Below are 26,479 nucleotides of genomic sequence, written 5' to 3' on the forward strand. Positions count from 1 at the left end.
CCTATGCCAGACTACGCCGCCGCAGGAACTCGCGCAGGGCGCTGGTTAGGGCCTCTGCGGTGCTGAGCTGGTAGTAATCGAAGCTGTGGGTGCGGGCGCGTTGGGCCGTGTCGCGGAGCCACTGCTGCAGGTGTTGCTGCCAGGTGCGGCGCTGCTGATCGGCATTGAGCTGCAAGGTGCGCCCGGTTTCCAGGTCCTCGAAGGTTATGGCTCCGCGGAAAGTGAATTCCAGCTCATTGCGGGCCAGCAGCTGGAGCAGCAGTACTTCGCCGGAGGCAGCGCGCAGCCGGGTCAGGAGCCGCTCAATCTCCCCGTTTTCCTCGTACAAATCACTCACGCAAATGGTCAGGGCCGGTTGGCGGCGGGCCGTGAGCGGGGCCAGGGTAGCCGCATCGGGGAAAGAGCCGGTGGCTTCGGTAGTTTCCAGGGCGTGGTAGAGGCGCGGCAACTGGCGGGCATCGGCGCGGGGCGGCAGGTGGCGCAGGCCGGCCGGGTGCAGAATGGTAAGCGCCACGGCGTCGCCCTGCTGGCTGGCTACGTAGGCCAGGGCCGCGCACAGCAGCCGGCCATAGTCGAGCTTGGTGAGGCCATTATCGTCGCGGTGGTTCATGCTGGCGGTGGCATCCAGCACCAGGTGTACCACCAGGCTGGTATCTACCTCCGATTCGCGCAGGTAGTACCGGTCGGAACGGGCCGCCAGGCGCCAATCAAGGCGGCGCAGGTCGTCGCCGGGCTGGTAGGGGCGGTACTGGCTGAACTCCAACCCTGCCCCGCGCCGCCGGCTGGCGTGCGCCCCGTGCAGCAGGCCTTCGGCGGCACGCTTGGCGGCTAACGGCAGGTTGTGCAGGGCGTGGAGGTGTTCGGGCGTTAGCATGCTTGTATAGGGTAGGAGGGTGTGAGGGTAGGGGTTAGAGAGGTAGGACAATACAAATACAATAGAGAAGCGCAGTAGAAAGGCCGGTATGCGTCCCGACCCCTGCCCTCACACCTTCCTACCCGCGCACCCTATAAGGAAACTGCCTTCAGTAGCTCCCGCACGGCATCGTCGGGCGTCAGGTTTTCGGCTTCGGCGTTAAAGTTGAGCAGCACGCGGTGGCGCAGTACGGCCGGGGCCAGGGCCTGAATATCTTCCAGGGTAGCAGCAAAGCGGCCGTGAATGAGGGCCCGGGCCTTGGCGCACAGAATCAGGGCCTGACCCGCGCGCGGACCCGCACCCCAGCGGCCATAGTCGCGGATAAACTTCACCTCCGACGTTGCCGGGCGGGTAGCGCGCACCAGCCGGTTTACCAGGCTCAGCAGCTCCTCGCTGATGCTCACCTGGCGCGTAAGCTGCTGCAACTGCCGTACTTCCTCGCCGCCCAGCACCGGCTGCACCTGCTGGCGACTGGTGCCCGTGGTGCCGCTCAGCACAGCCAGTTCCTCCTGCTCGGTGGGGTAGCCAATGCGAACGTAGAGCAGAAATCGGTCGAGTTGGGCCTCGGGTAAGGGGTAGGTGCCGCTCTGCTCAATGGGGTTCTGGGTGGCCAGCAGAAAGAACGGCTTGGGCAGGGCGTGCTCCTGGCCGGCGTACGTTACGTGCCCTTCCTGCATAGCCTCCAGCAAAGCTGCCTGGGTTTTGGGCGGCGTCCGGTTGATTTCATCGGCCAAGACGAGGCTGGCGAAAATAGGCCCCTCATTGAACTTGAACGAGCGGTGCCCGGTGCCGTGGTCTTCCTCCAGAATTTCAGTGCCCAGAATGTCGGTGGGCATCAGGTCAGGGGTGAACTGAATGCGGCGGAAGGGCAGGTCGGTGGCCTGGGCCAGGGTGCGCACTAGCAGGGTTTTGGCCAGGCCGGGCACGCCTTCCAGCAGGGCGTGGCCCCCGGCCAGCAGGGCTACCAGCACTTCATCCAGCACTTGCTGCTGGCCCACAATCACCTTCCCGATTTCCTGTTTAAGCTGCGGTATTTTCTGAAGTAGGCGAGTTACGTCTTGTTCGGTCACGGAAAAGCAAGGTTGAGAAGTCGGGAGAGAAGCTGGGGCACTAGCATAAAGTCAGCTATAGTACCGCAAGGATGCTTGATAAATGAGTTTTGCCTTGTTTTTTATTGGCTTGATAAAGTCTGATTGGGTAGCCGACTGGTTTGCGGGCCCCAGTTGCAAGTATCTATTTCGGCCCATGATACACAACTACCTCCGCAATTTTCAACTGGCCCAACGGGTTTCCCTGGTATTTGTGCCGGGCCTCGTCAGCGGTGCCCTGCCCGCCCAAGCACCCACGGGTTCCCTACTCCCACGTAAGGCTCCAGCCTTTTGTCACGTCCTGCGGCTAGCTATAGGCGGCATTCTGATCCGGAATTATAAGAGCGGTGCGGTATTCGACGGCCGCCGCATCAGCCTGGGGTACCGGGTTTAAGCTCGCTCAATTATTCTTTACTCTATAGCTCTGTTTCGCTTATGCACCATTGCGGCCTTCTTCTCCTGACTACTACGCTTGCTCTAATAGTAAAGGCGTCTCCCTGCCAAGCGCAAGGCCAAGTGCTACTTCCTGCCGACTCTGTTGGGGGTTGCAGCGTAATCCGGCTTGATATAGGGGGGCCGCTTGGGTTTACCGCTGACTATAATTTCATGCGGCGCTATTTCAAGCCAATTGTACCCGTACTGCTGTCCTATGAGCGAGTTGTTGACCCCCACAAAAGCGTAGGAGTTGAGGTATTACTCTGGGGCGGTCGGCCGCAGGATGTCAGGTGGGGCGGTGGCATACAAGGGCGGTACTATTTAGTAAGTCAGCTGCGTCCGGCAGAAGGACTATACCTAGCTGGGGCAGTGCGCTACCGAGCGGTTCGCACCGATTTGGGATACCGCGACTGGTGGCAGCACTGGGCTGGGCCGGGCCTGTCGGTTGGGTGGCAACTGTTTAATCGGAAAGGCCATTGGGGCGTTGATGTGGCCTTAGGAGTGAATTACTGGGGCCCACTTTCCTCTGACGTTCCGCTTGGTAGCTTAACTAATCTCGATGAAAGTATGTACCAGAAAAGCCGCCTGCTACCTGATGGCCGCCTGGGAGTAGCATACCGCTGGGGTAAACTAGGCCGTTAGCGCATACAGGATGATGTTGACCCCGAACTTGGTGTTGTCCTCGGCCAGGAAGCGCTTGTTGCGGAAGTCGTAGTCCCACTCGCAGCCATAATCCTTGTTGGAGTAGAGCACGGCCAGGCGCCCGTTCATCTCGATTCCCTTCAGGTAGTCGTGCACCAGGTCGTCGCCCCAGCCGTTAAGCTCGAAGCCGGTGTTGGGCGGACCTTCCGGAAACTTGAAAAACTGCGAATAGATGGGGTGGGTTTTGGGAAGCTTCTTCAGCGCCCCGGCGCCAAAGCATACGCGCATCTGCTCCTCAAAGGAGCGGGCAAATAGCCCGTCGATATCGTGGTTGCAGTCGTCGACGAACACGAAGCCGCCCCCGCGGACGTACTGCTCGAAGTTCTTTTTTTCCGCCGCCGAGAATTGCACCAGCCGGTGCCCTGAGAGGTAGCAGAAGGGGTAGCGAAACAGCTCCGGCGAGTCGAGAGCCACTACTTTCTCCTTGGCATTGACGGGCACTTTCGTGTATTGGACCAGGGAGTGGAGCAAGTTGGCGGGCATCCGTTCGTCCACGGCATCCCAGTCGCCGGAGCGGTATTGTAGGCGCACAAAGGTGAAGGGAGCAGGCATGCGGAGAGCTAAAAAGAGAAGATGCGGGGCAAAGACACCAGGTATAGAGCCGAGGTGGCTTGCAAGAAGCGAGAAAGTTGGGAAGTTTCGGCGTGCCCAGGGCGCAAGTTCTGCCGAAAATAAAGCGGAGTTTGGCAGGCTCGGGTGTCTGCTGGAAAGCAGCTCGGCAAGTCGTAATTCCGAAAGTCGACCATACCTCAGGCAGAAGGTTTTACGTTACTACCCAGCACCTGCTCGTATAACCACTTCACTACCTGCGCTATGAAACGTACTCTGCTCCTGTTGCTAGTCTTGCTGCTAGCCGCCACCGCCCATGCTCAGCTGGGCCTTAAAGCCGGTATCAACGCGGCTGTTCTCGATGGAGACAACCTCGGGTCTACCTCCACCAAGTACAAAACCTACTACCACGCCGGCATTTTCTACGAAGCCGACCTGATTGGCCCGATTTCGATTCAGCCGGAGTTGCTGTATTCTTTGCAGGGTAGCTCATTTAAGGATGCGCTCGGAAACTACAACGCCAAGCTACACTACCTCAACCTACCGGTGCTGGCGAAGGTAACCGTCGGGCCAGTATTCGTAGAGGCCGGACCGCAGTTTGGGTTTCTGCTCTCCAAAGATGCCAGCGGCGACCTGAGCGTTTCATCCTCCGGAACGGGCCCCTACAGCAGCTACAAGCGCGGCGACCTGAGCCTGTGCGCCGGTGCGGGTCTGAAACTGAGCAACCTTCTGATAGGAGCGCGCTTCAACGCTGGGGTCAACGACATCAACGACGTGCGTAACGTCAGTGGCACCAACGACCCGCGGCTGCGCAACCGCGTGATTCAGGGATACGTGGCCCTACAGCTGGGCAAGTAAACCGACCCAGTGGCCGCTGCTGGATATGTTGCTTTTGTAGCGGTTATAATTGGTTACAATCCTGATTAAATCTTGCGGCTACCTGAGGTTGTAGCTGCCGGCCTGGGCTCAGCTATTGGAACAGCTACTTGTGCCGAGGCAAGAAGGGGAGCTGGCAGAATAGTAGGCAACAGAAGGTATTTCATGCACTACAAAAAAGTGGCTTCTCCCGGCACCCGGGAGAAGCCACAATGCTCTACAGCCCACTTCGCAGGCCTACACCGCGTCGGAGAGGCTGGTGAAGGTAAAGTCGCGGATTTTAAGCGGGGGCACCAGGTTGCCGCCCAGCCGCACGGGCTTACCAATGGCCTCGATGTTGTTGAGCATAATCACCGGGCTTTCGTTGAAGCGGAAGTTTTTCACCGGGTGCTTGATTTTGCCGTTCTCGATGTAAAACGTTCCGTCGCGGGTCAGGCCAGTAAAGAGTAGGGTCTGCGGGTCCACGTCGCGGATGTACCACAGGCGCGTGACCAGAATGCCCTTGGCCGTGCTCTTGATCAGGTCCTGCACGCTTTGGGTGCCGCCTTCCATGATGAAGTTGCCGGAGAAGGCCGTAGGCTGCTTGCCGGTTTTCTGGGCCCAGTAGCGGGTGTAGTACAGGTTCTTTACTACCCCCTTCTCCACCCAATTCATGCGCTTAACCGGCAGCCCTTCCCCATCGAACACGCCGCCGGGCGCCTGAGGATTCAGCGGGTCGGAGTAGATGGTGATGCGCGGGTCAAAGAGCTTTTCGCCGGTGCGGTTGCCGCCCCCTTTCTTGCTCAGGAAGGAGCGGCCCTCGTCGGCCTCGCGGGCCCCGAAGTTGTACACGAGGTTGTTGAGCAACCCTTCGTCGGAAACCAGGGCCGCAGGTTCCAGAATCACGGTGTACTTGCCGGGTTCCAGGGCTTTGGCGTTGCGCGAGCCGGCGGCTTTGTCGGCCGCAATCTGCGTCAGGGCCTTGGCGTTGAACTTGCTGACATCCGTAAAGTCAGCTACGGCATAGCCCGAGCCGGTGCCGTCGGGCGTGCGCACCGTCACCGAGAAATCGAGGGTAGTGCTTTGCTGGTAGGCTTCGAGGCCTTTATTGTTGCGCAGGGCCAGGAAAGAAGCACCGTCTTCGAGGTAGCCAGCGCCGGTCAGCTGCTTGGCAGTACACAAGGCTATACTGTCGCCGGCCGCCTGGGCCCGGAAATCCGGGGTAATGGCGGCCGTGCTGGCGGCGTAGCTTACGGGCGTGAGGTATTGCTGCGGACCCAGCAAGGGCATGTACTCGGGGTCTTCGGGAGCGAGGCGGGCAATTTCCTCGGCTCGCTGCACGCAGCGGCGCAGGGTGGCGTCGTCAAACTGATTGCAGGTGGCTACCCCCGCCCGCTTGCCAAACCGTGCCTCCACTACCAACGACACGTTATCGGCCGCGCCGGCGGTGCTTACAGAGTTGCGGGCGTAGCGCACGTTGCCGCTGGTGCGGCCCTGCAGGGTAGCCTGACATTCGTCGGCGGTAGTGAAACCTACCACTTTCTTCAGGATAGCCTGCGACTCGTCTTTGGAAAGAATGGCCATAGCTTATCCGATTTTGCGGGCGGTGTTGATAACGTTCACGCCGTTGAAACGGGTAGTGCTGGAACCGTGACTTACCGCCGAGCTTTGGCTGGGCTGGCCTTTGCCATCGTTGAAGAAGCCCGCGAACCGGTAATCCGACTGGTCGCAGACGGCCGCGCAGCTGTTCCAGAATTCCAGGGTATTGGTCTGGTAGGCCACGTCTTCGAGCATACCGGCAATTTTGCCTTTCTCAATGGCGTAGAACACCTGGCCGCCGAACTGCGAGTTATAGCGCTGCTGGTCGATGGAGAACGAGCCGTTGCCGGCAATGTAAATGCCCTTATCTACGCCCGCAATCATCTGATCTACGCTCAGCTTCTCCTTGCCGGGCCGCAAGCTCACGTTGGGCATGCGCTGGAACTGCACATCCTGCCACGACTGGGAGTAGCAGCAGCCGTCCGACTCGTTCTGGCCCACGATGTGCGCCTGGTCCCGAATTTTCTCGTAGTCTACCAGCTTGCCCTGGTCAATCAGCATCCACTCCTTCGTTTTCACGCCTTCGTCGTCGTAACCCACGGCACCCAGGGAGCCGGGCTGCAGCTTGTCGGCCACAATGTTGACGTGCTTGGAACCGTAAGGCTGACCCTTGGCCTTCCACTCCAGGGTAGCGAAGGAGGTGCCGGCATAGTTGGCCTCGTAGCCCAGCACGCGGTCCAGCTCCAGCGGGTGACCTACCGACTCGTGAATGGTGAGGCCCAGGTGGTGCGGGTCGAGCACCAGGTCGTACTTGCCCGGCGTTACCGACTTCGCCGTGATTTTCTCCTTGGCTTGTCGGGCGGCGCGGGCGGCATCTTCCAGCATATCGTAGCTGTACTTATAGCCTACCACGTCGGAGCCTTGGGGGCCAGCTACTTTATCCTCGGCCTTGGGCGTGAGGTACTCGTAGCCCATACCCATGGGCGAGCTAAGCGCCTGCCGGCTGCGGAATTTCCCTGAGGCCCGGTCTACTACCGTTACCCCAAACGTGGGGTAGATGCGGTGGATGTCCTGGTCGATGTAGGAACCGTCGGTGGAGGCAAAGTACTTCTGCTCATTCACCTGAAATAGCACCGAATTCACGAAGCTGGCGCCGTTTTCCAGGGCCTTGGCATTGGTGGCCAGCAGCAGGTCTACCTTATCCTTAATGGGAACTTCAAAGGCATTCTGCTTGATGGGGGCCTTCCACGAAACCTCGCCGTAGCCTTTCTGGGGCGCTAGTTTCACTTGCTCTTTCTGCACCTTGGAGTTGGCCTTGGCAATCTGCACGGCCAGCTGCGCCGCCTTGGCCATGCCCGCTTCCGTCACTTGGTTGGTAGCCGCGAAACCCCAGGTACCGTTGGCAATAACGCGCACACCGGCCCCGTAGCTCTCGGAGTTCACAATGTTCTGCACCTGCTTCTCGCGGGTAAACACGCCCTGGTTAAGGTAGCGCCCGATGCGCACATCGGCGTAGGTAGCACCGGCCGATTTAGCCGCGTTCAGGGCTGCGTCGGAAAGGCGTTTTTTCACCGCTACGTCTACCCCTTCCAGAAAGCGGGCCGGGTCAACGGGGTTGCCGCCAAAGCTGGGCAGCGACGGTAGCCAGAGCGCCCCGGCCGCCAGGCCAGTAACGCCCACAAAATCACGTCTGTTCAAAGGAGTAGAGGTTGGAAGTAAGAAGCTTGTTAAGAAAGCACCCAAGAGCGAAACCTAGTAGGTCACCATCAGAGCACTCAGCTGTGTGAAATGAGAAAGCAAAACCCGCCCGGCAAGGGCCAAGCGGGTTTGCACGAACACCGCGGCAGGCGCTAGGCTACACCGCGTCGGAGAGGCTGGTGAAGGTGAAGTCGCGGATTTTGAGCGGGGGCACCAGGTTGCCACCTACCCGTACCGGCTTGCCGATGGCCTCCAGGTTGTTGAGCATGATAATCGGCGACTCGTTGAAGCGGAAGTTCTTCACCGGGTGCTTAATCTTGCCGTTCTCGATATAGAAGGTTCCGTCGCGGGTGAGGCCCGTGTAAAGCAGGGTCTGGGGGTCAACGGGGCGGATGTACCACAGGCGCGTAACCAGGATACCACGCTGGGTGCCTTTGATAAGGTCGGCGGTGCTTTGGGTGCCACCTTCCATAATCCAGCCGCCGGGGCGCGGAATATCTGGAATGCCGGCTTTCTGGGCCCAGTAGCGCGAGGTGTACAGGTTTTTTACTACCCCCTTCTCAATCCAGGTCATTTTCTGCTGAGGACGGCCGTCACCCGAGAAGGTGAGGTCGGCAATTTCGGGGTGGGTAGGGTCGGAGTAGATGGTTACCCGCTCGTCGAACAGCTTTTCGCCCTTGCGGTTACCACCGCCTTTTTTGCTCAGGAAGGAGCGGCCTTCATCGGCGTTGCGGGCGTCGAGGGCACCCATCAGGGCTGCTAGCAGCGAGGCGTCGGTATTAGCCACCAGGGCGGCGGGCTCCAGAATAACGGTGTACTTGCCAGGCTCCAGGGCCTGGGCGTTGCGCGAGCCAGCGGCTTTGTCGGCCGCAATCTGGGTCAGGCGGCGGGCGTCGAACTTGCTGGCGTCGTTATAATCCGCGGTGGCGTAGCCCGAGCCGGTACCATCCGGCGTGCGCACCGTGATGCTAAACTCCAGGCCCGATACCTGCTGGTAGGCTTCGAGGCCCTTGCTGTTGCGCTTGGCCACGAAACCAGCCGAGTCGTTCAGGAAGGCCGCCGAGGTCAGTTTCTTTTCGTCACAGAGCTTCATGCTGGCGCCCACCTGGGTAGCGCGGTAGTCGGGCGTGATGTCGGCGGTAGCTTTGGCGAAGCTCTGAGGCGAAGCCAAGTACTTCTGGGGCCCCAGCAAGGGCATGTACTCGGGGCTTTCCGGGGCGAGGCGGGCAATTTCTTCGGCCCGCTGCACGCAGTTGCGCAGGGTTGCGTCGTCGAACTGGTTGCAGGTGGCTACCCCCGAGCGTTTGCCAAAGCGCGACTCCACGGTGAGGGCCACGTTATCGATGCCGCCGCTGGTGCTGATGGCGTTGCGCGCCGAGCGCACGTTGCCGCCCGTCTGGCCGTTGAGCGTGGCTTCGCACTCGTCGGCTTTGCTGAAGCTCAGCACCTTTTTCAGGATGGCCTGGGCTTCGGTTTGAGAAAGAATTGCCATATGGGTTGATATGCTGATGGTGGGCCAGCCCCCGCGAAGGAGCTAGTGAAGCCACCGTTTATCCAATTTTGCGGGCAGTATTGATGACGTTCACGGCGTTGAAGCGGGTAGTGCTGGAGCCGTGGCTCACGGCCGATACCTGCGGGGGCTGGCCCTTGCCATCGAAGAAGGAGCCGAACAGGCGGTAGTCCGACTGGTCGCAGATGGCGGAGCAGCTATTCCAGAACTCAACTGTGTTAGTCTGGTAGGCCACGTCTTCGAGCATGCCGGCAATCTTGCCTTTCTCGATGGCGTAGAACACCGTGCCGCCGAACTGGGAATTGTAGCGCTGCTGGTCAATAGAGAAAGAGCCGCGGCCAGCAATGTAGATGCCTTTATCCACGTTGCTGATCATCTGATCCACGCTCATTTTCTCGGTGCCAGGCTTGAGGCTGATGTTAGCCATGCGCTGGAACTGCACATCTTCCCACGACTGGGAGTAGCAGCAGCCATCCGATTCGTTCTGGCCCACAATATGGGCTTGGTCCCGAATCTTCTGGTAGTCTACCAGCTTACCATCTTTGATGATGTCCCACTGCTTGGTTTTCACGCCTTCGTCGTCGTAGCCCACCGCGCCCAACGAGCCGGGCTGGGTTTTATCGGCAATGATGTTGACGAGCTTCGAGCCGTAGGGCTGGTTTTTGGCTTTCCATTCCTGAGTCGCGAAGGAGGTACCGGCGTAGTTGGCTTCGTAGCCCAGTACGCGGTCCAGCTCGGTGGCGTGGCCGATGCTTTCGTGAATCGTCAGGCCCAAGTGGTTAGGGTCGAGCACGAGGTCGTACTTGCCCGGCGTTACCGATTTGGCCGTGATTTTCTCCTTGGCTTGCTTGGCGGCCAGGGTGGCATCTTCCAGCATGTCGTAGCTGTACTTGTAACCCACCAGACCGGTGCCGGCGGGGCCGGCGATTTTGTCCTGGGCTTTGGGCTGCATGTACTCGTAGCCCATGCCCATGGGCGAGCTGAGGGCCTCGCGGGTGCGGAACTTGCCGCTGGCCCGGTCAATGGCCGTTACCCCCAGCGTCGGCCAGATGCGGTGAATGTCCTGGTCGATGTAGGAGCCGTCGGTAGAGGCAAAGTACTTCTGCTCGTTGATCTGAAACAGGGCCGAATTCACGAAGTTGGCGCCGTTGTCGAGGGCCTTGGCGTTGGCGGCCAGCAGCAAATCCACCTTGTCTTTGATGGGAACCTCGAAGGCGTTTACCTGAATCGGGGTTTTCCAGGTCACCTCGCCGTAGCCTTTCTGCGGAGCCAGCTTTACGGGCTCTTTCTGCACCTTGGAGTTGGCCTTGGCAATCTGCACGGCCAGTTGGGCGGCCTTCGCCATACCGGCTTCCGTAACGGTATTGGTAGCGGCAAAGCCCCAGGTGCCATTGGCAATAACCCGGATGCCAGCGCCGTAGCTTTCCCCGTTGGCAATGTTCTGCACCTGCTTTTCGCGGGTGAAGATGCTCTGGTTGAGGTAGCGCCCAATGCGCACATCGGCGTAGGTAGCCCCCGCCGATTTGGCCGCGTTCAGGGCCGAGTCGGCCAGGCGCTTTTTGATGGCCGGATCCACTTGCTCCAGCAAGCGGGCGGGGTCTATCAGCTCGCCGCCGAAGCCCGGAACCGAGGGCAGAAACATGGCCCCGGTAGCAAGGCCAGTCAGCCCCACGAAGTCGCGTCGTTTCAAGAAGGTAAAAGTTTGGGTGATGGAGGAATGGAAATCGAAGGAAAGTATTGGCCGGCAGTCCGCCAATTGTAACCAATTGACGCAACTATCGTAGCGAGGCTGCATTATAGGCAAAGAACCTCGGAATTCGTTGCCAATCCCTTAATCAATCAACCGCAAAAGCTCAGCGGCTATCTGTTGCCAGGGCAGGCTCAGGTCCAGCGTAACGATGCGCACCGGGTGCCCGCCCAGGCTGTAGCGCACGTCCAGGGCCTGGGCGGCGGCCGGGTACAGCAGGATGCCCTCCAGCTGCTGCTCAGGGGCTAGGGGCTGGTTTTGCAGGTAGGCGTACAGCTGGTAGAGGTGGGGCGAAATCAGCTTTTGCTGGTTGTAGCGGGGCTTGAGAGCCGCCGCGTAGTACTTGGTATCCAGAATAATTTTGCGCTCCGGGCTTTCCAGCGACGTGTCGGTAATCATGGCGGGCAGCAGGCCGAGCGCGTCAGGCATTTCAGCTTCGGCCTGCCACTGAATCGTCTCGCTCAACACCCGAAACCGGCGCTGCTCCAGGCGGTAAAAGTTGCGCACAAACTGCTCGAAAATGCGGGCCATTAGCGCCTCGTCGCGCCGGAAGTCGCGGAAGCGGGTCGCCCCGGCCGCATCCGGGCTTGGCAGGGCGCTTTGATAAATCAGCTCGCACACGCTTAGTAAGAAGCCGCCCGGGCCGGTGGGCCGCCGCCGGCGTACGGCCCGCAATGTAGCCGCAGTAGGTAGCTCAGGCGCTACCGCCGCCGGGAAGCGGCGCAGCACTACCCGTACTTCCTGACGCAAGGCCGCCGGCAGGCTGCGGGTACGACTGAGCTGCTGCAAAGTGCCCAGCAGCAGGCGCGTAAGCGGCGTGTCGGGGCCCAGTTCATCGAACGCGCACACCACCCGCCCACGGCGGAGCAAGTCGCGGCTGAGGGTAGGAGCCAGCTGCACCCGGCCCCGCAATTCCGGCAGCTCCTCAGTCCGCTCAGCATAGGCTACCGGCAAGCCCTGGCGCAACTGTCGGCGGGTAGCCGAAAGCAGCACGTGGGTGAGCAGCTCCAGGGGGCGATGAAACGCAGTAGCTTCCGTGGCCAGCAATTCTTCCCGCTCCGGCAGCCGGTTCCAGGCGTAGCACAGCAGGTAGTAGAGGTTCTGGATGGGAATCATCGGGCGGGCTACCGGGCCAGTAGCTTTTTCTTTTGCTGTGCAGCTTTAGCCGGCTGGTCGAGCCAGTAGTCGTCCAGCAAGGGCACAATTTCCTGCTCCAGAACCAGCTGCAGCCACTCTGAGGCTGCGGCAGGGGTAGGGGGCGGCTGGCAGAAGTAGCTGTGGCCGAGGCAGAAATCGGGGCCCAGCTCGGGGTCGTCGGCAATAACCTGGTTTAGCTCCGTAAGGCGGGTAGTAAGGCGACTGATGACAGCGGCCGGTACCTGCCGGGTAGCCAGAAACTCCTGCAAGGGCACGCCAAACTCGGGTTCCAGGTTCACGAAGGCAAACCGACGTCGCAGGGCGTAATCCAACGGGGCCAGGCTGCGGTCGGCCAGGTTCATGGTGCCAATCAGGTGCACGTTTTCGGGCACGAAGAAGGGGGGGCTGCCAGCCGGGGCGTAGGGGAGGCGCACGGCGTTGCGGGGTCCGCGCTTGTCGGCTTCCAGCAGGAGCAGCAGCTCCCCAAAAATGCGGGCTACGTTGCCGCGGTTCAGCTCATCAATCAGCAGGAAATAGGGCTGCTCCGGCTCCTGGGCCGCCCGCTGGCAAAAATCCACCAGAATGCCATCCTGAAGCCGAAAGTTGCCGGTCCCATCGGGCCGAAAACCCTGCACGAAGTCCTCGTAGCTGTAGCTTGGGTGAAACTGCACCAGCTCTACCCGCTGAGCATCGGTAGCACCCAGCTCCAGCCAGGCCAGGCGGCGGGCCAGAAACGTTTTACCCGTGCCGGGTGGCCCCTGCAGAATCAGGTTGCGGCGGCGGCGCAAAGCAGCAAGAGTTGTGTCCAGCTTTTCTTCGGAAAGAAAGAGCTCATTCAGCGCCTGCTGCCGGTTGTAGGGCTCTGGTGCGGGCCGCTGATACGTTGGCGCGGGTTCGTGTACTTCAGAGGGGGCAGGCGTTGCTTCCAGCTCGTTTGCGGCATCGGGAGGGGTAGGGCGCCCTTGCTTCTTGCCCTTGGCTGGTGGGGTTTCGCGGGCAGCACCAATGTAAAGCTCTTGCATCTGCTCCTGAGCCGCCACATCGCCATCTAACAAAGGCGAGTTTTCGAGGGTAGGGCGCTTGGTAGCAATGGTGAAATCGAGCTGCTCCAGCACGCGGTTGGTCGGCGCGCCGGCGGGTAGGGGCCAGGGCGCATCAGCAACGCCGGTAGCCAACCGAAACGCCAGCTGCGCCACAGCCCGCGGCGCGTAGCGCTTACCTTTGAAAACCAGGTCGTAGACAGTGCTCAGGGGCATGCGGGGGCCCTCGTGGTCCATCTGACGAAGGGCCGCAATAACCTGGTCGCGGGTAAGGTGGGTAGGGTCGAGGTCGGGAGTCGGCATCCGGTTCTAAAGTACGTTAAAACGCATTCGCCGCCATGTTTGCTCCCTCGGTGGTAAAATAGTACACGGGTGAGGTTGCCCTCTAAACCGGACCCGTTGGGCCGCGAGAAGGTCACCCTCACTTGGTCACGCTCTTACTACTTTACTTCTACCGTCCGCTGAATGCCCAGCTTTTTCATGCGGGCTTCCAGGGTTTTGGGGTTGATGTCGAGCAGCACGGCCGCACCGTTGGGACCACTCACGCGGCCGCCCGTGCGGCGCAGGGCCGCCAGAATATGGTCGCGCTCCTGGTCTTTGAGGGTTTTGAGGGGGCCACCGGCTTCGGGCGCGGCGGGTGCTACCTGCGCAGCGGCCGAGAAGCCGGCAAACTCCAGAAACGGCCCCTGACTGACAATAACGGCTTGCTCCAGTACGTGCTCCAGCTCGCGCACATTGCCGGGCCAGCCGTACTGGCGCAGGGCTTTCAGGTCCCGTTCGCGCAGGCCGCGTACGGGTTTGCCCATTTGCTTGGTAAAGCGTTCCAGGAAGTGCCGCATGAGGGGCTCAATGTCCTCGGGCCGTTCGCGCAGGGGCGGTAGCTTAATTGGAAACACGTTGAGACGGTAGTACAAATCGGCCCGGAAATGGCCGGCGGCTACCTCATCTTCCAACACCCGGTTGGTAGCGGCAATAACCCGCACGTCGGTATGAATAACGCGGCGGCCCCCGATGCGCTCAAACTCCTTTTCCTGCAGCACCCGCAGCAGCTTGGCTTGCAAATCGAGGGGTAGCTCGCCCACTTCGTCCAGGAAAATCGTGCCCCCATCTGCCAGCTCAAACTTGCCAATGCGCCGGTCGTGGGCTCCGGTAAAGGCGCCCTTTTCGTGGCCGAACAGCTCGCTTTCGATGAGTTGGGCGGGTAGAGCGGCGCAGTTAATTTTGATAAGTGCCCGCTCCTTGCGGGGCGAGAGGTTGTGCAGGGCCCGGGCCACTAGCTCCTTACCCGTTCCGGTTTCGCCGGTGATAAGCACGGTAGTATCGGTGGGGGCTACCTGGGCCAGGCGGGTGTACACCTGCTGCATCACGGCGCTACCCCCCACAAAGTCGTCGAGGCGGGCGGCGGCGGTGGTATTGATTTCGTCAATGAGGTAGGTCCGCTCCCGTTCCAACTGGGTACGCAGGGCATCAATCTGCTCGAAAGCCAGCACGTTCTGGATGGCCAGCCGGATTTGGGGCACCAGGGTCTGAATCAGCTCCAGGGTTTCTTCGGTGAAGGCCAGCGGCTGGTGGCTTGCCAGAATCAGGGCCGCGGCGGGCTCCCCGTTCGCATCCAGAGGAGCGCACAGGATGGATTGCGTGCCCCGCTGCTCACGGATGTAGCGCAGCAAATCATACTGCCGCGACAACGATTCAAAATCGGCTCCCACGTACACGGCGGGCTTTGAAAACAGCTCTACCACGGCTTCTTTATTCTGCACCGGATGGGGAAGGTCGTCGTAGCGGTTTTCATCCAACGGAGCGAAGGTGCCATCGGACTGCTTGTTGAATTCAGCCAGCGCCCGCACCGGTGAGTTTGGCTCCCGAACCCGGACCCCAAAGTAGTCGCAAGGCACTACGTGGTTGATTTCGGTGGCAATGGTCCGGAACAGCTCGCCGCGCTCCTTAATACTCAGCAGCGCATTGTTGAGGGCCAGCTGCATGGATTTTTCCTGCTCCCGCCGGGCCATATCCTCAAAAGCAAGGGTATTGGTAACCGCTACCGCCACCAAGCTGCCAATCTTTTCCAGCAGGTCTATATCGTTGGGCGAGAAGTCCGGATGACGGCGGGCTACCAGGGACAGCAACCCAATCAGGTGCCCGCTTGTGCGAAGCGGCACTACCGTGAAATACCGCATGCCGCGCTCCAAGAGTGCGCCGAATGGCTGGTACTGGGGGTAAGTATCGAGCAGCTCGGTCAGATCATATTGGTGTAGGTGGGGCTGACGTACGAACAGCTCGATAGGGGTTCCCTCGATGGGCGTGCGGCCCAGAGGCTTTCGGCCAATCTGGTCGGGTAGGAGCATCTCCCCCAGGTAGTCGCGCAGGAATACGCGGCGGTACTGGTGCTCGGCGTCGAGCGTCAGGATGGTAATAGCATCGAAAGGGAAAATCAGGCGCAGCTTCTCCGTTACGCTCCGAAACAAGTCTTCCTTATTCCGGGTCGTGGCAATGGCATCGTTCAGATACAAAAGTAACGAGTCATCTTGATCTGGCATGGCGGTTCAGTAAAGCTCAGGTGTAACGGAGAAGCAGTAAATAGTCCTTAAATATCAGGAACAATAGTGAGGATATCCTTATATATAAGGAAAAATTAACCCTATCAAGAAAGTGTGCTACTACACCACGGAAAAATATTTTATGCGTTTTCAGGGCTTAAACGGAGTTTCGAGGTCGGATTAAAATGATTTTAACGGATTGGCACGTGGTTAGGTAAGTGGCAGGCATCCATAAGCTGTTTTAGATATGCTTTTCCGACCACATTATACCGCACCACTGCTAGCCACCTTAGGGTTGCTGGTAGGAAATGCGGCCCATGCGCAGGTACCAATTGCCACTGCCACGGCGGGCGACTCCCTGACGCTGGAAACCACTGTCCGCTCAGTGTTGGATGCCAACCCGGCCATCAATGCCCTGCAGGAGGAAGTAAACCAAGCGCAGAGCCGCCTCGACGAATCTCGGACGGCCTTGCGTCCTATCGTGGATGGCACGGCCAGCTACACCCGCGTCGACCCGCAGGTGAAGCTGCAGCTCAGCCCCGACGCACCGGCTTTTCAGCTGGCACCCAATAATAACTACGACGCTCACGTAACGGCCCGCTACACCGTGCTGGATTTCGGGCGGGTAAATGCGGCCATTGAGGCGGCGCGCACCCGCTCCATCACGGCGGCCGACCAAATCAACGTAACCCGCCGCGACCTGGCCTACGCCGCCGCGCAGAGCTACTACAGCATTCTGTTCGCCCGCGAAGCCATTCGGGTGCAGGATGCCCAGATTGCTTCCCTTAAGCAGCACCAGCGCGAAATGGAGAAGCGCGTGCAAGGTGGGGTAAGCACCAATTTTGACGTGACAACCACTCAGGTGCGCATTGCTCAGGCCCAGGACCGCAAAATTGACCTGCAAAACCAGCTGCGCAACCAGGAAATCCAGCTGGCCCGCCTGCTGCACCGTCCCGAATCGGAGGTTGTGCCCGTGCGAGGCCGGTTTGAGTACAATCCGCAGTCGATAGACGTAGCTGCTGCCCTGACGAGAGGCGCCGAAAACCGCCCCGAGGTGAAGCTGGCGAAAGATGCCGAGGCTACGGCCGCCGCCCAGCTGCGGGTAGCCGAAACCAGCAACAAGCCTTCCCTGAGCGTACTGGCCCAGGCCGGGGGCAAAAACGGCTACATCGTGCCTAACCTGGAGCGTTTCCGCTTCAACACGGTAGCGGGCGCCCAGCTCTCTATTCCGATTTACGACGGCGACCGGAACAAGTACCAGCGCGCCGCGGCTCAATCGGCTATTAAAGGAGCCCAGGCCCGCACTCAGGATACCCAGGAGCAAGTACGCGCCGACGTGCTGCAAGCCGTGAACAACATGCAGTCCAGCACCGCCCGCTACGACAACTCCCAGGTGCAGATTACCCAGGCTGCGGACGCCCTCACCCGCGCCCAGGCCCGCTACCGCTACGGCGTCGGCTCGAACCTTGACGTGCTGGATGCGGAAACCCAACTGGCGCAGTCGCGCCTCTCGCGCCTGCAGGCCATCTACAACTATACCCTCGGCCAATACCAGCTCCGCCGGGCCACCGGCGAGCAGATTTGGTAACGGTGAATGAGTAGCTGAGTGAATGAGTGAGTCGTCTCTTCCGGCTGCCTGTTCACTCCATCACTTCGCTCATTCACTCACTTACTCATTCCCCAACATGACCATCCTGTGTCCGATTGATTTTTCTGCCGTGACGGAGGCGGTGGTAAAGTACTCGGCTGCTCTGGCGGCGGGTACGGGCGCGGAGCTGCGGCTGCTACACGTGTTGGAGCCGGAGCCCCGGGCTACCACGGCCCCCCACGATGATGTAGAGCTAGCCCGGCAGCTTGCTCAGCAGCGGGAGGCGGCGCTGGCAGCTGGTGCTCAGGTAACTACCGCCATTATTTCCGGCAATGCAGCCCGTGAAATCGTAGAAGAAGCGCGCCGCCACCCGGCCGACATTATTGTAATTGGAGCGCATGGCCAAACGGGCCTGACGCGCTTTTTGATGGGTAGCACCGCCGAAACTGTCGTGCGAACCGCTCCGTGCGTGACGCTGTTAGTGAAACCCGGCTGCCCGAATGCGTACCGCCAATCGGCGTAATATTTAGAGAGGAGGCGACCCGCTCGCCTGCTCTTCTCAACTCTCGACAACGACAACCAAGTACCCAACATGGCAACTCCCGTTCAACACGATTCGGCCGTAGCGCCTACCCAATCTGCCGCTTACGAGCCGGTAGTGGAGGAACAAGAAGGTCGCTCGAAGCGCCCGATTATTTTTATCATTCTGGCCCTGTTACTGCTCGTAGGGGGGTACTTCGGCTGGCAGCGTTACCAGTTTGGCCAGACCCACGAGGAAACCGACGATGCCCAGGTAGAAGGCGACGTGTACCCCATTCTGCCCCGCGTTTCGGGCCCGGTGCTGGAAGTGAAGGTAGAAGACAACCAGCCGGTGAAAAAAGGCGACGTGCTGGTGACCGTAGACCCGGCCGACTACCAGCAGCGTGTGAATGCCGCTGAAGCCGCCCTGGCCGCCGCCCAGGCCAACGTAGTGGCCGCGCGCGCCGCCGTAGGCACTGCCCAAGCCAACGTAAGCACGGCGCAGGCTACCATCGGGGTAAGCGACGCTAACCGTTCCCGCCTGGAGAAAGACCTGAAGCGCAGCCAGTTCCTGCGCAAGGAAGACATCATTCCGCAAAGCGAGTACGACGCCGTACAAGCCAACCTGAAATCGACGACGGCCCAGCGGGCTACGGCCCAGCAGCAGGTGCGCGTGGCCCAGCAGCAGGTAGAAGCCGCGCGCCAGCAGGTAGCCGTAGCCGAAGCCGTAGTAAAGCAGCGCCAGGCCGACCTCGATAACGCGCGTCTGCAGCTAAGCTATACCACCATCACGGCGCCCGCCAACGGCATCGTGAGCAAGAAAAGTGTGCAGCCCGGCCAGCTCGTGAGCCCTAATCAGCAGCTTATGGGGTTGGTAGCCAGCGGCAACACCTGGATTATCGCCAACTTCAAGGAAACTCAGCTGGAGAATATGAAAATAGGCCAGCCGGTGCAGATTGAGGTAGACGCCTACCCGAACGAAGAATTCTCCGGCCACATCGAGTCGCTGTCAGCGGCTACGGGCGCCCGTTTTGCCCTGCTGCCTCCTGATAATGCCTCGGGCAACTTCGTGAAAGTAACTCAGCGCGTGCCCGTCAAAATTGTGCTCGATAAAGTTGACCCCGAGCACCCCCTCCGCGCCGGTATGAGCGTGGTAGCGACGGTGAAAACCAAGTAATTTTTAGACTGGAGAACCAAGAAGTGAGAACCTAGACTTTTTCGTGAAGCCTCCGCCTAACCAAAAGTCTTCGTTCTCACTTCTCTTTCTCACTTCTCAGCACCTAATGGAAACCGGATTTACCAAGTGGATCATCGTCATTACGGTGGTGATGTGCTGCTTGCTGGAGCTTATCGATACCAGTATTGTAAACGTGGCCCTGACCCAGATGATGGGCAACCTTTCAGCCACGCAGCAGGAAGTAACCTGGGTAGTAGCTTCGTATGGCATTGCCAACGTTATCGTGATTCCGATGACGGGCTTCCTGGCCGAGCAGTTTGGCCGCAAAAACTACTACCTCTTCTCCGTGGTGCTATTCACGCTGGCCTCCATGGCTTGCGGGCAGAGCACGAACATTTGGGAGCTGGTGGCCTTCCGCTTTATCCAGGGGGTAGGCGGCGGGGCGCTGATGGCTACCTCCCAGGCCATTCTGATTGACACCTTCCCGCCCAAGCAGCTGGCTCTGGGTCAGGCCTTGTTCGGCATGGGGGTTATTATTGGGCCCACCATTGGTCCGACGCTGGGCGGCTACATTGTGGATAACTACGACTGGCCCTGGATTTTCTACGTGAACGTACCGGTAGGCGTACTGGCCAGCATCTTCACCATGCTGTTTATCCGCGACCCGGAGCGCATCAAGAATGCCGTCCGCCGGCCGCTTGGTCAGATTGACTGGGCCGGTATCTTCCTGCTGATTCTGGGGGTAGGCTCACTGCAGCTGGTGCTGGAGCAGGGTGAAACCGAGGACTGGTTTGAAAGTGCTTACATCCTGTTTTTCACCACCCTGGCTGTAGTCGGGTTGGTAGGCTTCATTGTGCGGGAGCTGACGGCCAAGGACCCGATTGTGGATTTGCGCGTGCTTACTCGCAGCCGCAACCTGTCCATCGGGGCCTTCCTGTCCTTCGTGCTGGGCTTCGGGCTGTTTGCCTCCGTGTTCGTATTCCCGATTTTCTGTCAGCGCATTCTGGGCTTTACCGCCGCTCAAACCGGGTTTATCCTGCTACCCAGTGCGTTGCTTTCGGGCATGATGATGCCCATTGTGGGTAAGATGATTCAGGCAGGCGTACCGCAGAAATTTATGCTGCCGGTAGGCTTCGGCATCTTCTTCATCTTCTCCTACTGGATGAGCACGCAGCTCTCGCCCACCGCCGGTGAGCACGACTTCTTCTGGCCCCTGATGCTGCGCGGCTTCGGGTTGGCCCTGCTCTTCCTGCCCATCACCACCATGTCGCTTTCCGGCATCAGCGGGAAAGATGCGGGGCAGGCCGCTGGCCTCACCGGCATGATCCGTCAGTTGGGTGGCTCGTTCGGGGTAGCGCTGGTAGGCACTTACCTGGAGCGCTCATTGGCTAAAAACCGGGTGGCCCTGCTGCCTAACATCTCCCTCTACGACCCGGAAACGCAGCAGCGCCTGCAAGCCTTCACGGCTAACTTTATGTCGAAGGGCGCCAGCTTCGTACAGGCCCAGCAGCAGGCCTACGCGGCTCTGGAAGGCACCCTGATGAAGCAGGTATCAATCATTACCTACGGTCAGATCTTCCTGATGATTGGCACCTTCTTCCTGATTTGCGTGCCCTTGGTGCTCATCATTAAGCGTCCTAAACCCGGCGAGAAAGTAGACCTCAACGCTGCTCACTAGCGCAGAGCTACGGAGTTGATGTTTTGTCAGCTCCTGTGAGCTTGCTTCCCAAAACAAACGGCCCCGGCAACTGTAGTTGCCGGGGCCGTTTGTCTTTTAAAAAGGTTGATGACCTCAATGAAATAAGAGCCGTCTGAACGTCGAACTCGCTATTTCACTAACTCATTAGCTCCGCGCTATTGGTACTGAATGTACAGGGGCTTGGGAGTAAGCTCAGCCAACACTTCCTTGGCCGTCATCATGTGGTGAGGAGCCGGCCGGGGGTCGTACTCGTAAAACAGCTTGAAGCCGGTGTACTGCACGGGCTGGGTCTGGATGTAGTCGCGGTACGAGTCCTTCTTCAGCACCGGGTTGCCCCAGCCATCCATGTGCATTACTACCTGCACCCGCGGGTCGAGCTTGATGTTTTTGTAGTTGGTAATCATGCCCTGGGTGAAGCGGTGCACCGTCAGTACCTTGGGCGGGAGCTTGTTTTCGCTCACGATGCGGGCCAGGAAGTTGATGGCGTAGTTCACATCCTTGGCATCGTAGGTCCCGATTTTCTTACCCGGACGCACGCCTTTGGTTTTCATGGCAAACTCCGGGTCGATGCCCATGTGCACGATGGGGTCTTTCAGCCAGGGTTCCAGCTTGTGCAGCTCGTGCTCCAGGTCCGAAAGGCCTACCTGCACGTCCAGAAACACAATGCAGCCGTTGTCCTTGGCCCACTGTATTGTCTCGTCGATAGTGGCCTTGGAGTTCATCAGGCGGTACTTACCGTCTTTGCCGGCCGCCGCCTGGGCCGTAATGGTTACGCTGTGCAGGGCGGGCTGAATGGGGAGCGAGGGGTCGGCGTCCTGCCACTCCTTCTGCACTTTCCGGAACTTAGCCAGCATCTGCTCCTTGGGCTCCCGGCCCAGAATACCCATGCCTTTCGCCCGGATGTTGCCATAGAACGCCACAATGCGGTGGCCCGGCAGGATGGCGCCCGGCAGCTGCCCGTTTTTCTTGGCGATGGAATCGGCCTTGAGCGAGTCGCGCATCATGGCCTGGCGCTTGAGGGCCACGGTGTCAATTACCGCGGGCTTGGCCGTGTCGGCCACGGCCGCGGTATTTTCAGATTCGGTGCCGGAGCGGGAGCCGCAGCCGGGCAAGGTAACCAGGGAAAAAGCGAGGCCCAGGGCGGTAAGGCCAGCGCCAACAAGTGAAAAATGCCGCACGGATGAACGTAAATAAGAGAGAGTTGCCGGAAAGTTACGGTTTTCCCGGTGCAGCTACGGCGGGGCTACCCGTAATTTTTGCGGAGCGTGCTAGCGGCCCGCTTCCCCCTCGGACCTTTCGCAAGTCCCTTGCTTTCCGGCGCGGTAGTCGTTTTCGGCTATTGATACTGAATGTAAAGGGGAGCGGGGGTGAGGGCTACTACCTCGCGCGGAGTCATCAGGCGCGACTCGCCTTTGCGGTCGTTGCGGTAGAAAATCTTGAAGCCGGTGTATTCCACGGGCTCTTTCTTGATAAACTTTCGGTAGGAGCTGCGCTTAATGCGCGGCGTGCCCCAGCCGTCCATGTGCATCACAATCTGCACGCGCGGATCGAGCTTGATGTCCTGGTAGTTCGTGACCATGTCCTGGCGGAAGCGGTGTACTACCAGCACTTTGGGCGGCAAGTGGTTTTCGCTGACCAGGCGGGCCAGAAACTGCCGGGCGTAGTTGATGTCCACGGCATCGAACTCGCCTACCTCCGTGCCCGGCCGTCGCCCCGACTTCATGGAAAATTCCGGGTCGATGCCGAGGTGAACGAAAGGAAGGCGCAGGTAGGGAGCAAGTTTGGGTAGTTCGTGCTGTAGGTCGCTGAGGCCTACCTGCACATCCAGAAACACCAGCGTCTGATGCTCTTGCCCCCAGCGGATAACCCGGCGAATGGTGGTGTCGGGCAGAGCCATGCGGTACTTACCATCGGAGCCGGAGTCGCGCTGGGCAATTACGGCAATCAGGTGCAGGGCCGGGCGCACGGGTAGAGAATCGGCCCGCTGCCACTCGGCGGCCTGCTTGGTAAGGCGCCTGAGCATCTCGTCTTTGGGCAGCTCGCCTAAAATGCCCATGGCTTTGTGCAGGGGGTTGCCATAAAAGGCCACAATGCGGTTGCCGGGCAGAATGGCACCCGGCAACTGTCCGCCCGCCCGTGCCACCGAATCGGCCCGCAATGAGTCGTGGTGCAGCAACTCCCGCCTCTGATAAGCAACCTCGGCAATGCTCAGGTGAGTGGAGCGGGAGGAAGTAGAATCGCAGCTCAGCAGGCAAAAGCCAGGCAACATAAGGCCCAGCAGAATAAGCAGAGAGCTTAAGCGGCCGTAGACAGCAGAGTAGGATACCTTCAGAAATAGACGCATTACAACTCCACAAACAGCTAAACAACAGGGCTTTCTTCTTGCACAACCGGGGTGGCGTGGCGTTAGTTGCCGAGAAGATTAGGCGGCAAGGTACAGTCAGAAGCTAAAAACGCTACCCAGAGTGCTCAGGGTAGCGTTTTTTCATGGTAATGAAAGCTTTATTTCAACGAGAATGAAATAGGCGCCGTGTACATCACGGCTACTGCTTGCCCATCCTGGCGGCCGGGAGTCCATTTGCCGGGCAGGCTGCGGATAGCATTCAGCGCGGCTTCGTTCAAGGCTTGCGCTCCTGGCGTACTGATTTTTGTGGACATCTGCTTTCCGGAGTTGCCCGGATATTTGACGGAGAATTCAATTCCTTTTTTTAGGTGAATCCCCTGAATGGTCCCATCAGCAGCTACTACAAAGCCTACAAATACCCGCCCGCTTAGCTTTTCGGCCTTTGCCGCTGCCGGATACTTTGCCAGTTTACTCAGGTCAGCCACTAATTGCTCTTGCCCTCCGGCATACTCGGGCATCTGCTCAACATAGAAATAGGCAGGCGGCGGCGGGGGCGGCGGTGCGGGAGCTTCTTCAGCTGGGGGTGGAGGTGGTGGGGGAGCCACCAGCTCGTCGTGGGTAGTAGCTGCTGGCGCATTAGGCTCAGCGGCTTTTTCGCAGGCCATGGTCAGCAGCAGCACTGCTCCCAGAGGCAGCGCCAGCCACTGCTTCCAGCGCCGAACGGGTGATTGGGAGGTAAGCATACGGATACGGGTAAGGGTGAAGGATTGCGTAAAAGAATGCCTAAGCGGTAAATCAGGGTGAAGCTGGCGCAGGGCCATGCGAGCCAGCAGCGTAGTATAAGATTCAGCCGTGGCGTGTGCCGAGGAAGGAGCTTGTTCTATGGCTTGGAAGTCGGCCAACAACTCGTGGGTAAGCGCCAGCGCGCGCGGGAACAGGTGCACGAAGGGGCAGGCCCAGAGCAGGGCCCGCACAACTTCCAGCAGTAGCCGCTCCCAGGAGTGACCCTGCTGCACATGCGCTACCTCGTGGGCAAAAATCAACTCTGCTTCGGCTGGCGCGAGAGGAGCTGTTTCGTCCCAGAAGATCCAGCGCCCAAAGGAGCTGACGGGCCGCTGACCAGTGGTGTAGAGTACGGTATAGCCAGCGCGCACCTGGCGGGGCCAGCGGCGGGCCGTAAGCCACAGCTGCAGGAGCTGTCCGGCCAAGCGGGCCAGCAGCAGCAGTACTACCCCCGCGTAAAGCATCGGCAGCAATGCCAGCGCATCCGGCAGGGCGCTGCCTCCAGCCGAGCCGGACGCTACTACCTGCACACTAGGCAATAGTAGGCTACCCCCAAGCAAGCTGCTACCGGCCGGCCTACCCCAGGCCGGTAAAACCGACAAGAGCAGCGGACTCAGGGCCTCCAGCACCGGTGGAAGCACCAGCGCCAGCCAGGGAGCCAGCAGCAGAAAGCAGCGGTTATAATGAAAGCACCGTTCATGGCGCAGCACCAGGTAGTACATCAGCCACCCAGCCCCAAGTAGCAAAGAGCTATGCAGCAGCCAGCTAAGCAGGGTGGCTAGGGTCATGGTCGGGGGCAGCAGGGTTAGCATCGGCGGGTGGGGGTGGAGGTGAGGCCTGCGCGTGACGCAGCAGCTCATCGAGCTGGGCTGCATCGAGGTTTTCTTCTTTGGCGAAAAAGGAAACCAAGCGCGTAAACGAGCCGCCGAAGTAGCCACCCAGCAGCTTGCGCAAGGAAAACCGGCGGTACTCATCCTGGGCAATCAGGGCGTGGTAGCGGTGGGTGCGCCCAAAGGCCTCATGGCTCACAAAGCCCTTTTGCTCCAGAATGCGGATGATGGTAGAAACCGTGGTGTACGCCGGGGTAGGCGGCGGCAGCTCGGGCACCACATCCTTCACGAAGGAAGGGCCGCGCTGCCACAGCACTTGCATTACCTGTTCTTCGGCACGGGTGAGCTCAGGAAAAGAAGGATCAGACATAAGAGAAAGGCGTAAGGTGAAATGAAGATATAACTAATTATTTAGTTTAACAACTATAAAATTAGTAAAGAGAAAAAATGTCAGCAAAAGCACTGCCTGACAATGGTAAAAGGTTGCCGGGCGGAACGGGGGTAGTAAGGAGAGTGTTAAACCACCAGACGCTTTTATTTCCAAAACTTCTTCCTGTGACGTTATCTAACTTCCGCCGCGCATCGGCTGGCTGGGCACTTGGGCTGCTGACGTTGCTTGTGTCGGCGCCCGGCTGCAAAAGCAACTCGCCCGAGCCGACGGCTCCTGCTCCTGCTACTACCCCGGCCCCGGAGCCGACCTCCGTGCTGGTGGGCAGCACTCTCATTGGGGAGTACAGCACCTCCGCACTGGCCGGACGGGTAGCCGATATTCCGCTGGTAGGCTCCTTGGCCCGTTTTTCGATTAAGGTGTATCGGCTCACGTACACTACCCGTAATACCGATGGCAACGCTATTACCGCCTCCGGTGCGCTGCTCGTGCCCGTAACTACGCAGGCGTTGCCCGTTATCAGCTACCAGCACGGCACGCTGCGGCCCGATGATGAGGACCGGGCTCCTTCGCACTATAGCTCGGGTAGCGAATTGTGGTCGGCGGTATCGGTGCTGGCCTCCACGGGCTACGTGGTGTCGGCCCCCGATTACATTGGCTACGGCGCTTCCAAAGCATATCCGCACCCGTATGAGCACGGGCCTTCGCTGGCCTCGGCCTCGGCCGATATGTTGCGGGCGGCCCGCGAGTTCTGTAAAAAGGAAAACGTGGCCGTAAATCAGAAAAACTTCCTGTTGGGTTATTCTGAAGGCGGCTACGCCACTATGTCGCTGCACAAGCTGCTCGAGGAAAAGTACGCCACCGAGTTACCCGTAACGGCCAGTGCTCCCGGCGCCGGTGCTTACCACAAAACGGCTTTCGCTCAGTACATCACGAAATCGGAGCAGCCGCTCAACTTCCTGAGTACTTACGTGTGGGTGCTGAGCACGTATAACCGCGTGTACAACCTGAACCGGCCCCTATCGGCGTACTTTAAGGAGCCATACGCTACCCGCCTGCAGGCTGATCCGTTCAGCTCAGTGCCTAATAAAGCCTCAGAGCTTTTTGCCGAGCCGTTCCGCCAGGCCGTACTTAATAATACGGATGCCGCTCTCACGGCTGCCTTTAAGGATAACGACGTGTACGACTGGAAGCCAACCGCACCCGTGGCCCTGTTCCACGGCACCGCCGACGATTACGTGCCCTACTTCAACTCCCAGGATGCCTACAACGCCATGCGCGCCCGTGGCGCTACGCAAGTGCAGCTGAAGCCCATTCAGGGCGGCAACCACTTCAGCTCGGTGGCTACTTATACGTTGCAGGCTTTTGCCTTCATTTCGCAGTACTAGCCTCCGCTGATTA

Annotated in this window: 21 protein-coding genes; 7 read left to right on the plus strand and 14 right to left on the minus strand. The window is 59.6% G+C overall.

Annotated elements, in window-relative coordinates; translation table 11 throughout:
* Position 1: 1 nt before the first annotated feature.
* The gene (locus K3G63_RS19440; protein WP_220615800.1) at positions 2 to 874 is read right to left on the minus strand and encodes a DUF58 domain-containing protein; all 873 of its coding nucleotides are present in this window, start codon (positions 872 to 874) and stop codon (positions 2 to 4) included.
* A gap of 131 nt (positions 875 to 1,005) precedes the next feature.
* On the minus strand, positions 1,006 to 1,983 hold the full coding sequence (locus K3G63_RS19445; protein ID WP_220615801.1) for a MoxR family ATPase: 978 nt from the start codon (positions 1,981 to 1,983) through the stop codon (positions 1,006 to 1,008).
* Between the two features lie 175 nt (positions 1,984 to 2,158).
* Between K3G63_RS19445 and K3G63_RS19450 the strand changes: the two genes are divergently transcribed.
* Positions 2,159 to 2,395 (plus strand): hypothetical protein, encoded by a 237-nt coding sequence (locus K3G63_RS19450; RefSeq protein WP_220615802.1) that lies wholly within the window; start codon positions 2,159 to 2,161, stop codon positions 2,393 to 2,395.
* A 671-nt stretch (positions 2,396 to 3,066) separates the two neighbouring features.
* On the opposite strand, the gene K3G63_RS19455 is transcribed toward K3G63_RS19450, so the two are convergent.
* Positions 3,067 to 3,690: a DUF4159 domain-containing protein gene (locus tag K3G63_RS19455; protein ID WP_220615803.1), complete on the minus strand. Its 624-nt coding sequence runs from the start codon at positions 3,688 to 3,690 to the stop codon at positions 3,067 to 3,069.
* 261 nt (positions 3,691 to 3,951) lie between these two features.
* On the opposite strand from K3G63_RS19455, the gene K3G63_RS19460 reads away from it, so the two are divergent.
* Positions 3,952 to 4,545 (plus strand): porin family protein, encoded by a 594-nt coding sequence (locus K3G63_RS19460; protein ID WP_220615804.1) that lies wholly within the window; start codon positions 3,952 to 3,954, stop codon positions 4,543 to 4,545.
* Between the two features lie 255 nt (positions 4,546 to 4,800).
* Here K3G63_RS19460 and K3G63_RS19465 read toward each other — a convergent pair whose 3' ends face one another.
* The 7 genes from K3G63_RS19465 to K3G63_RS19495 form a co-directional block, all read right to left on the minus strand.
* Complete coding sequence (locus tag K3G63_RS19465) at positions 4,801 to 6,126, minus strand: TldD/PmbA family protein (protein ID WP_220615805.1); 1,326 nt, start codon at positions 6,124 to 6,126, stop codon at positions 4,801 to 4,803.
* 3 nt (positions 6,127 to 6,129) lie between these two features.
* Positions 6,130 to 7,779 carry a TldD/PmbA family protein gene (locus K3G63_RS19470; RefSeq protein ID WP_220615806.1) on the minus strand — a complete coding sequence of 550 codons (1,650 nt, stop codon included), beginning with the start codon at positions 7,777 to 7,779 and terminating at the stop codon, positions 6,130 to 6,132.
* A 157-nt stretch (positions 7,780 to 7,936) separates the two neighbouring features.
* Entirely contained in the window at positions 7,937 to 9,271 is a 1,335-nt protein-coding gene (locus tag K3G63_RS19475; RefSeq protein ID WP_220615807.1) for a TldD/PmbA family protein, read from the minus strand.
* 58 nt (positions 9,272 to 9,329) lie between these two features.
* Positions 9,330 to 10,979, minus strand: a complete 1,650-nt coding sequence (locus K3G63_RS19480) for a TldD/PmbA family protein (protein WP_220615808.1) — start codon at positions 10,977 to 10,979, stop codon at positions 9,330 to 9,332.
* A 141-nt stretch (positions 10,980 to 11,120) separates the two neighbouring features.
* The gene (locus K3G63_RS19485; protein WP_220615809.1) at positions 11,121 to 12,152 is read right to left on the minus strand and encodes a 5-methylcytosine restriction system specificity protein McrC; all 1,032 of its coding nucleotides are present in this window, start codon (positions 12,150 to 12,152) and stop codon (positions 11,121 to 11,123) included.
* An 8-nt stretch (positions 12,153 to 12,160) separates the two neighbouring features.
* Positions 12,161 to 13,516, minus strand: a complete 1,356-nt coding sequence (locus K3G63_RS19490; RefSeq protein ID WP_220615810.1) for an AAA family ATPase — start codon at positions 13,514 to 13,516, stop codon at positions 12,161 to 12,163.
* 137 nt (positions 13,517 to 13,653) lie between these two features.
* The gene (locus K3G63_RS19495; protein WP_220615811.1) at positions 13,654 to 15,750 is read right to left on the minus strand and encodes a sigma 54-interacting transcriptional regulator; all 2,097 of its coding nucleotides are present in this window, start codon (positions 15,748 to 15,750) and stop codon (positions 13,654 to 13,656) included.
* Between the two features lie 247 nt (positions 15,751 to 15,997).
* Between K3G63_RS19495 and K3G63_RS19500 the strand changes: the two genes are divergently transcribed.
* The 4 genes from K3G63_RS19500 (at position 15,998) to K3G63_RS19515 (ending at position 20,712) form a co-directional block, all read left to right on the plus strand.
* Complete coding sequence (locus K3G63_RS19500) at positions 15,998 to 17,338, plus strand: TolC family protein (protein ID WP_220615812.1); 1,341 nt, start codon at positions 15,998 to 16,000, stop codon at positions 17,336 to 17,338.
* Positions 17,339 to 17,435: 97 nt separating this feature from the next.
* Entirely contained in the window at positions 17,436 to 17,861 is a 426-nt protein-coding gene (locus K3G63_RS19505) for a universal stress protein (protein WP_220615813.1), read from the plus strand.
* 69 nt (positions 17,862 to 17,930) lie between these two features.
* On the plus strand, positions 17,931 to 19,034 hold the full coding sequence (locus K3G63_RS19510; RefSeq protein ID WP_220615814.1) for an HlyD family secretion protein: 1,104 nt from the start codon (positions 17,931 to 17,933) through the stop codon (positions 19,032 to 19,034).
* Positions 19,035 to 19,140: 106 nt separating this feature from the next.
* Positions 19,141 to 20,712 (plus strand): DHA2 family efflux MFS transporter permease subunit, encoded by a 1,572-nt coding sequence (locus K3G63_RS19515; RefSeq protein WP_220615815.1) that lies wholly within the window; start codon positions 19,141 to 19,143, stop codon positions 20,710 to 20,712.
* A 176-nt stretch (positions 20,713 to 20,888) separates the two neighbouring features.
* Here the strand turns inward: K3G63_RS19515 and K3G63_RS19520 are convergent, their stop codons facing one another.
* From K3G63_RS19520 to K3G63_RS19535, 4 genes are all read right to left on the minus strand, one after another.
* Positions 20,889 to 21,911, minus strand: coding sequence for a hypothetical protein (locus K3G63_RS19520; protein ID WP_310794612.1), 1,023 nt, complete (start codon positions 21,909 to 21,911; stop codon positions 20,889 to 20,891).
* 158 nt (positions 21,912 to 22,069) lie between these two features.
* On the minus strand, positions 22,070 to 23,002 hold the full coding sequence (locus K3G63_RS19525; protein ID WP_220615816.1) for a hypothetical protein: 933 nt from the start codon (positions 23,000 to 23,002) through the stop codon (positions 22,070 to 22,072).
* 233 nt (positions 23,003 to 23,235) lie between these two features.
* On the minus strand, positions 23,236 to 24,672 hold the full coding sequence (locus K3G63_RS19530) for an energy transducer TonB (protein ID WP_220615817.1): 1,437 nt from the start codon (positions 24,670 to 24,672) through the stop codon (positions 23,236 to 23,238).
* Positions 24,626 to 25,060, minus strand: a complete 435-nt coding sequence (locus tag K3G63_RS19535; RefSeq protein ID WP_220615818.1) for a BlaI/MecI/CopY family transcriptional regulator — start codon at positions 25,058 to 25,060, stop codon at positions 24,626 to 24,628. The genes K3G63_RS19530 and K3G63_RS19535 overlap by 47 nt, the downstream gene beginning before the upstream one ends.
* Positions 25,061 to 25,245: 185 nt before the next feature.
* On the opposite strand from K3G63_RS19535, the gene K3G63_RS19540 reads away from it, so the two are divergent.
* The gene (locus K3G63_RS19540) at positions 25,246 to 26,466 is read left to right on the plus strand and encodes an alpha/beta fold hydrolase (protein WP_310794613.1); all 1,221 of its coding nucleotides are present in this window, start codon (positions 25,246 to 25,248) and stop codon (positions 26,464 to 26,466) included.
* The last annotated feature ends 13 nt before the right edge of the window (positions 26,467 to 26,479 follow it).

It is taken from the genome of Hymenobacter sp. HSC-4F20 (assembly GCF_019599275.1).
Taxonomy (GTDB): Bacteria; Bacteroidota; Bacteroidia; order Cytophagales; family Hymenobacteraceae; genus Hymenobacter.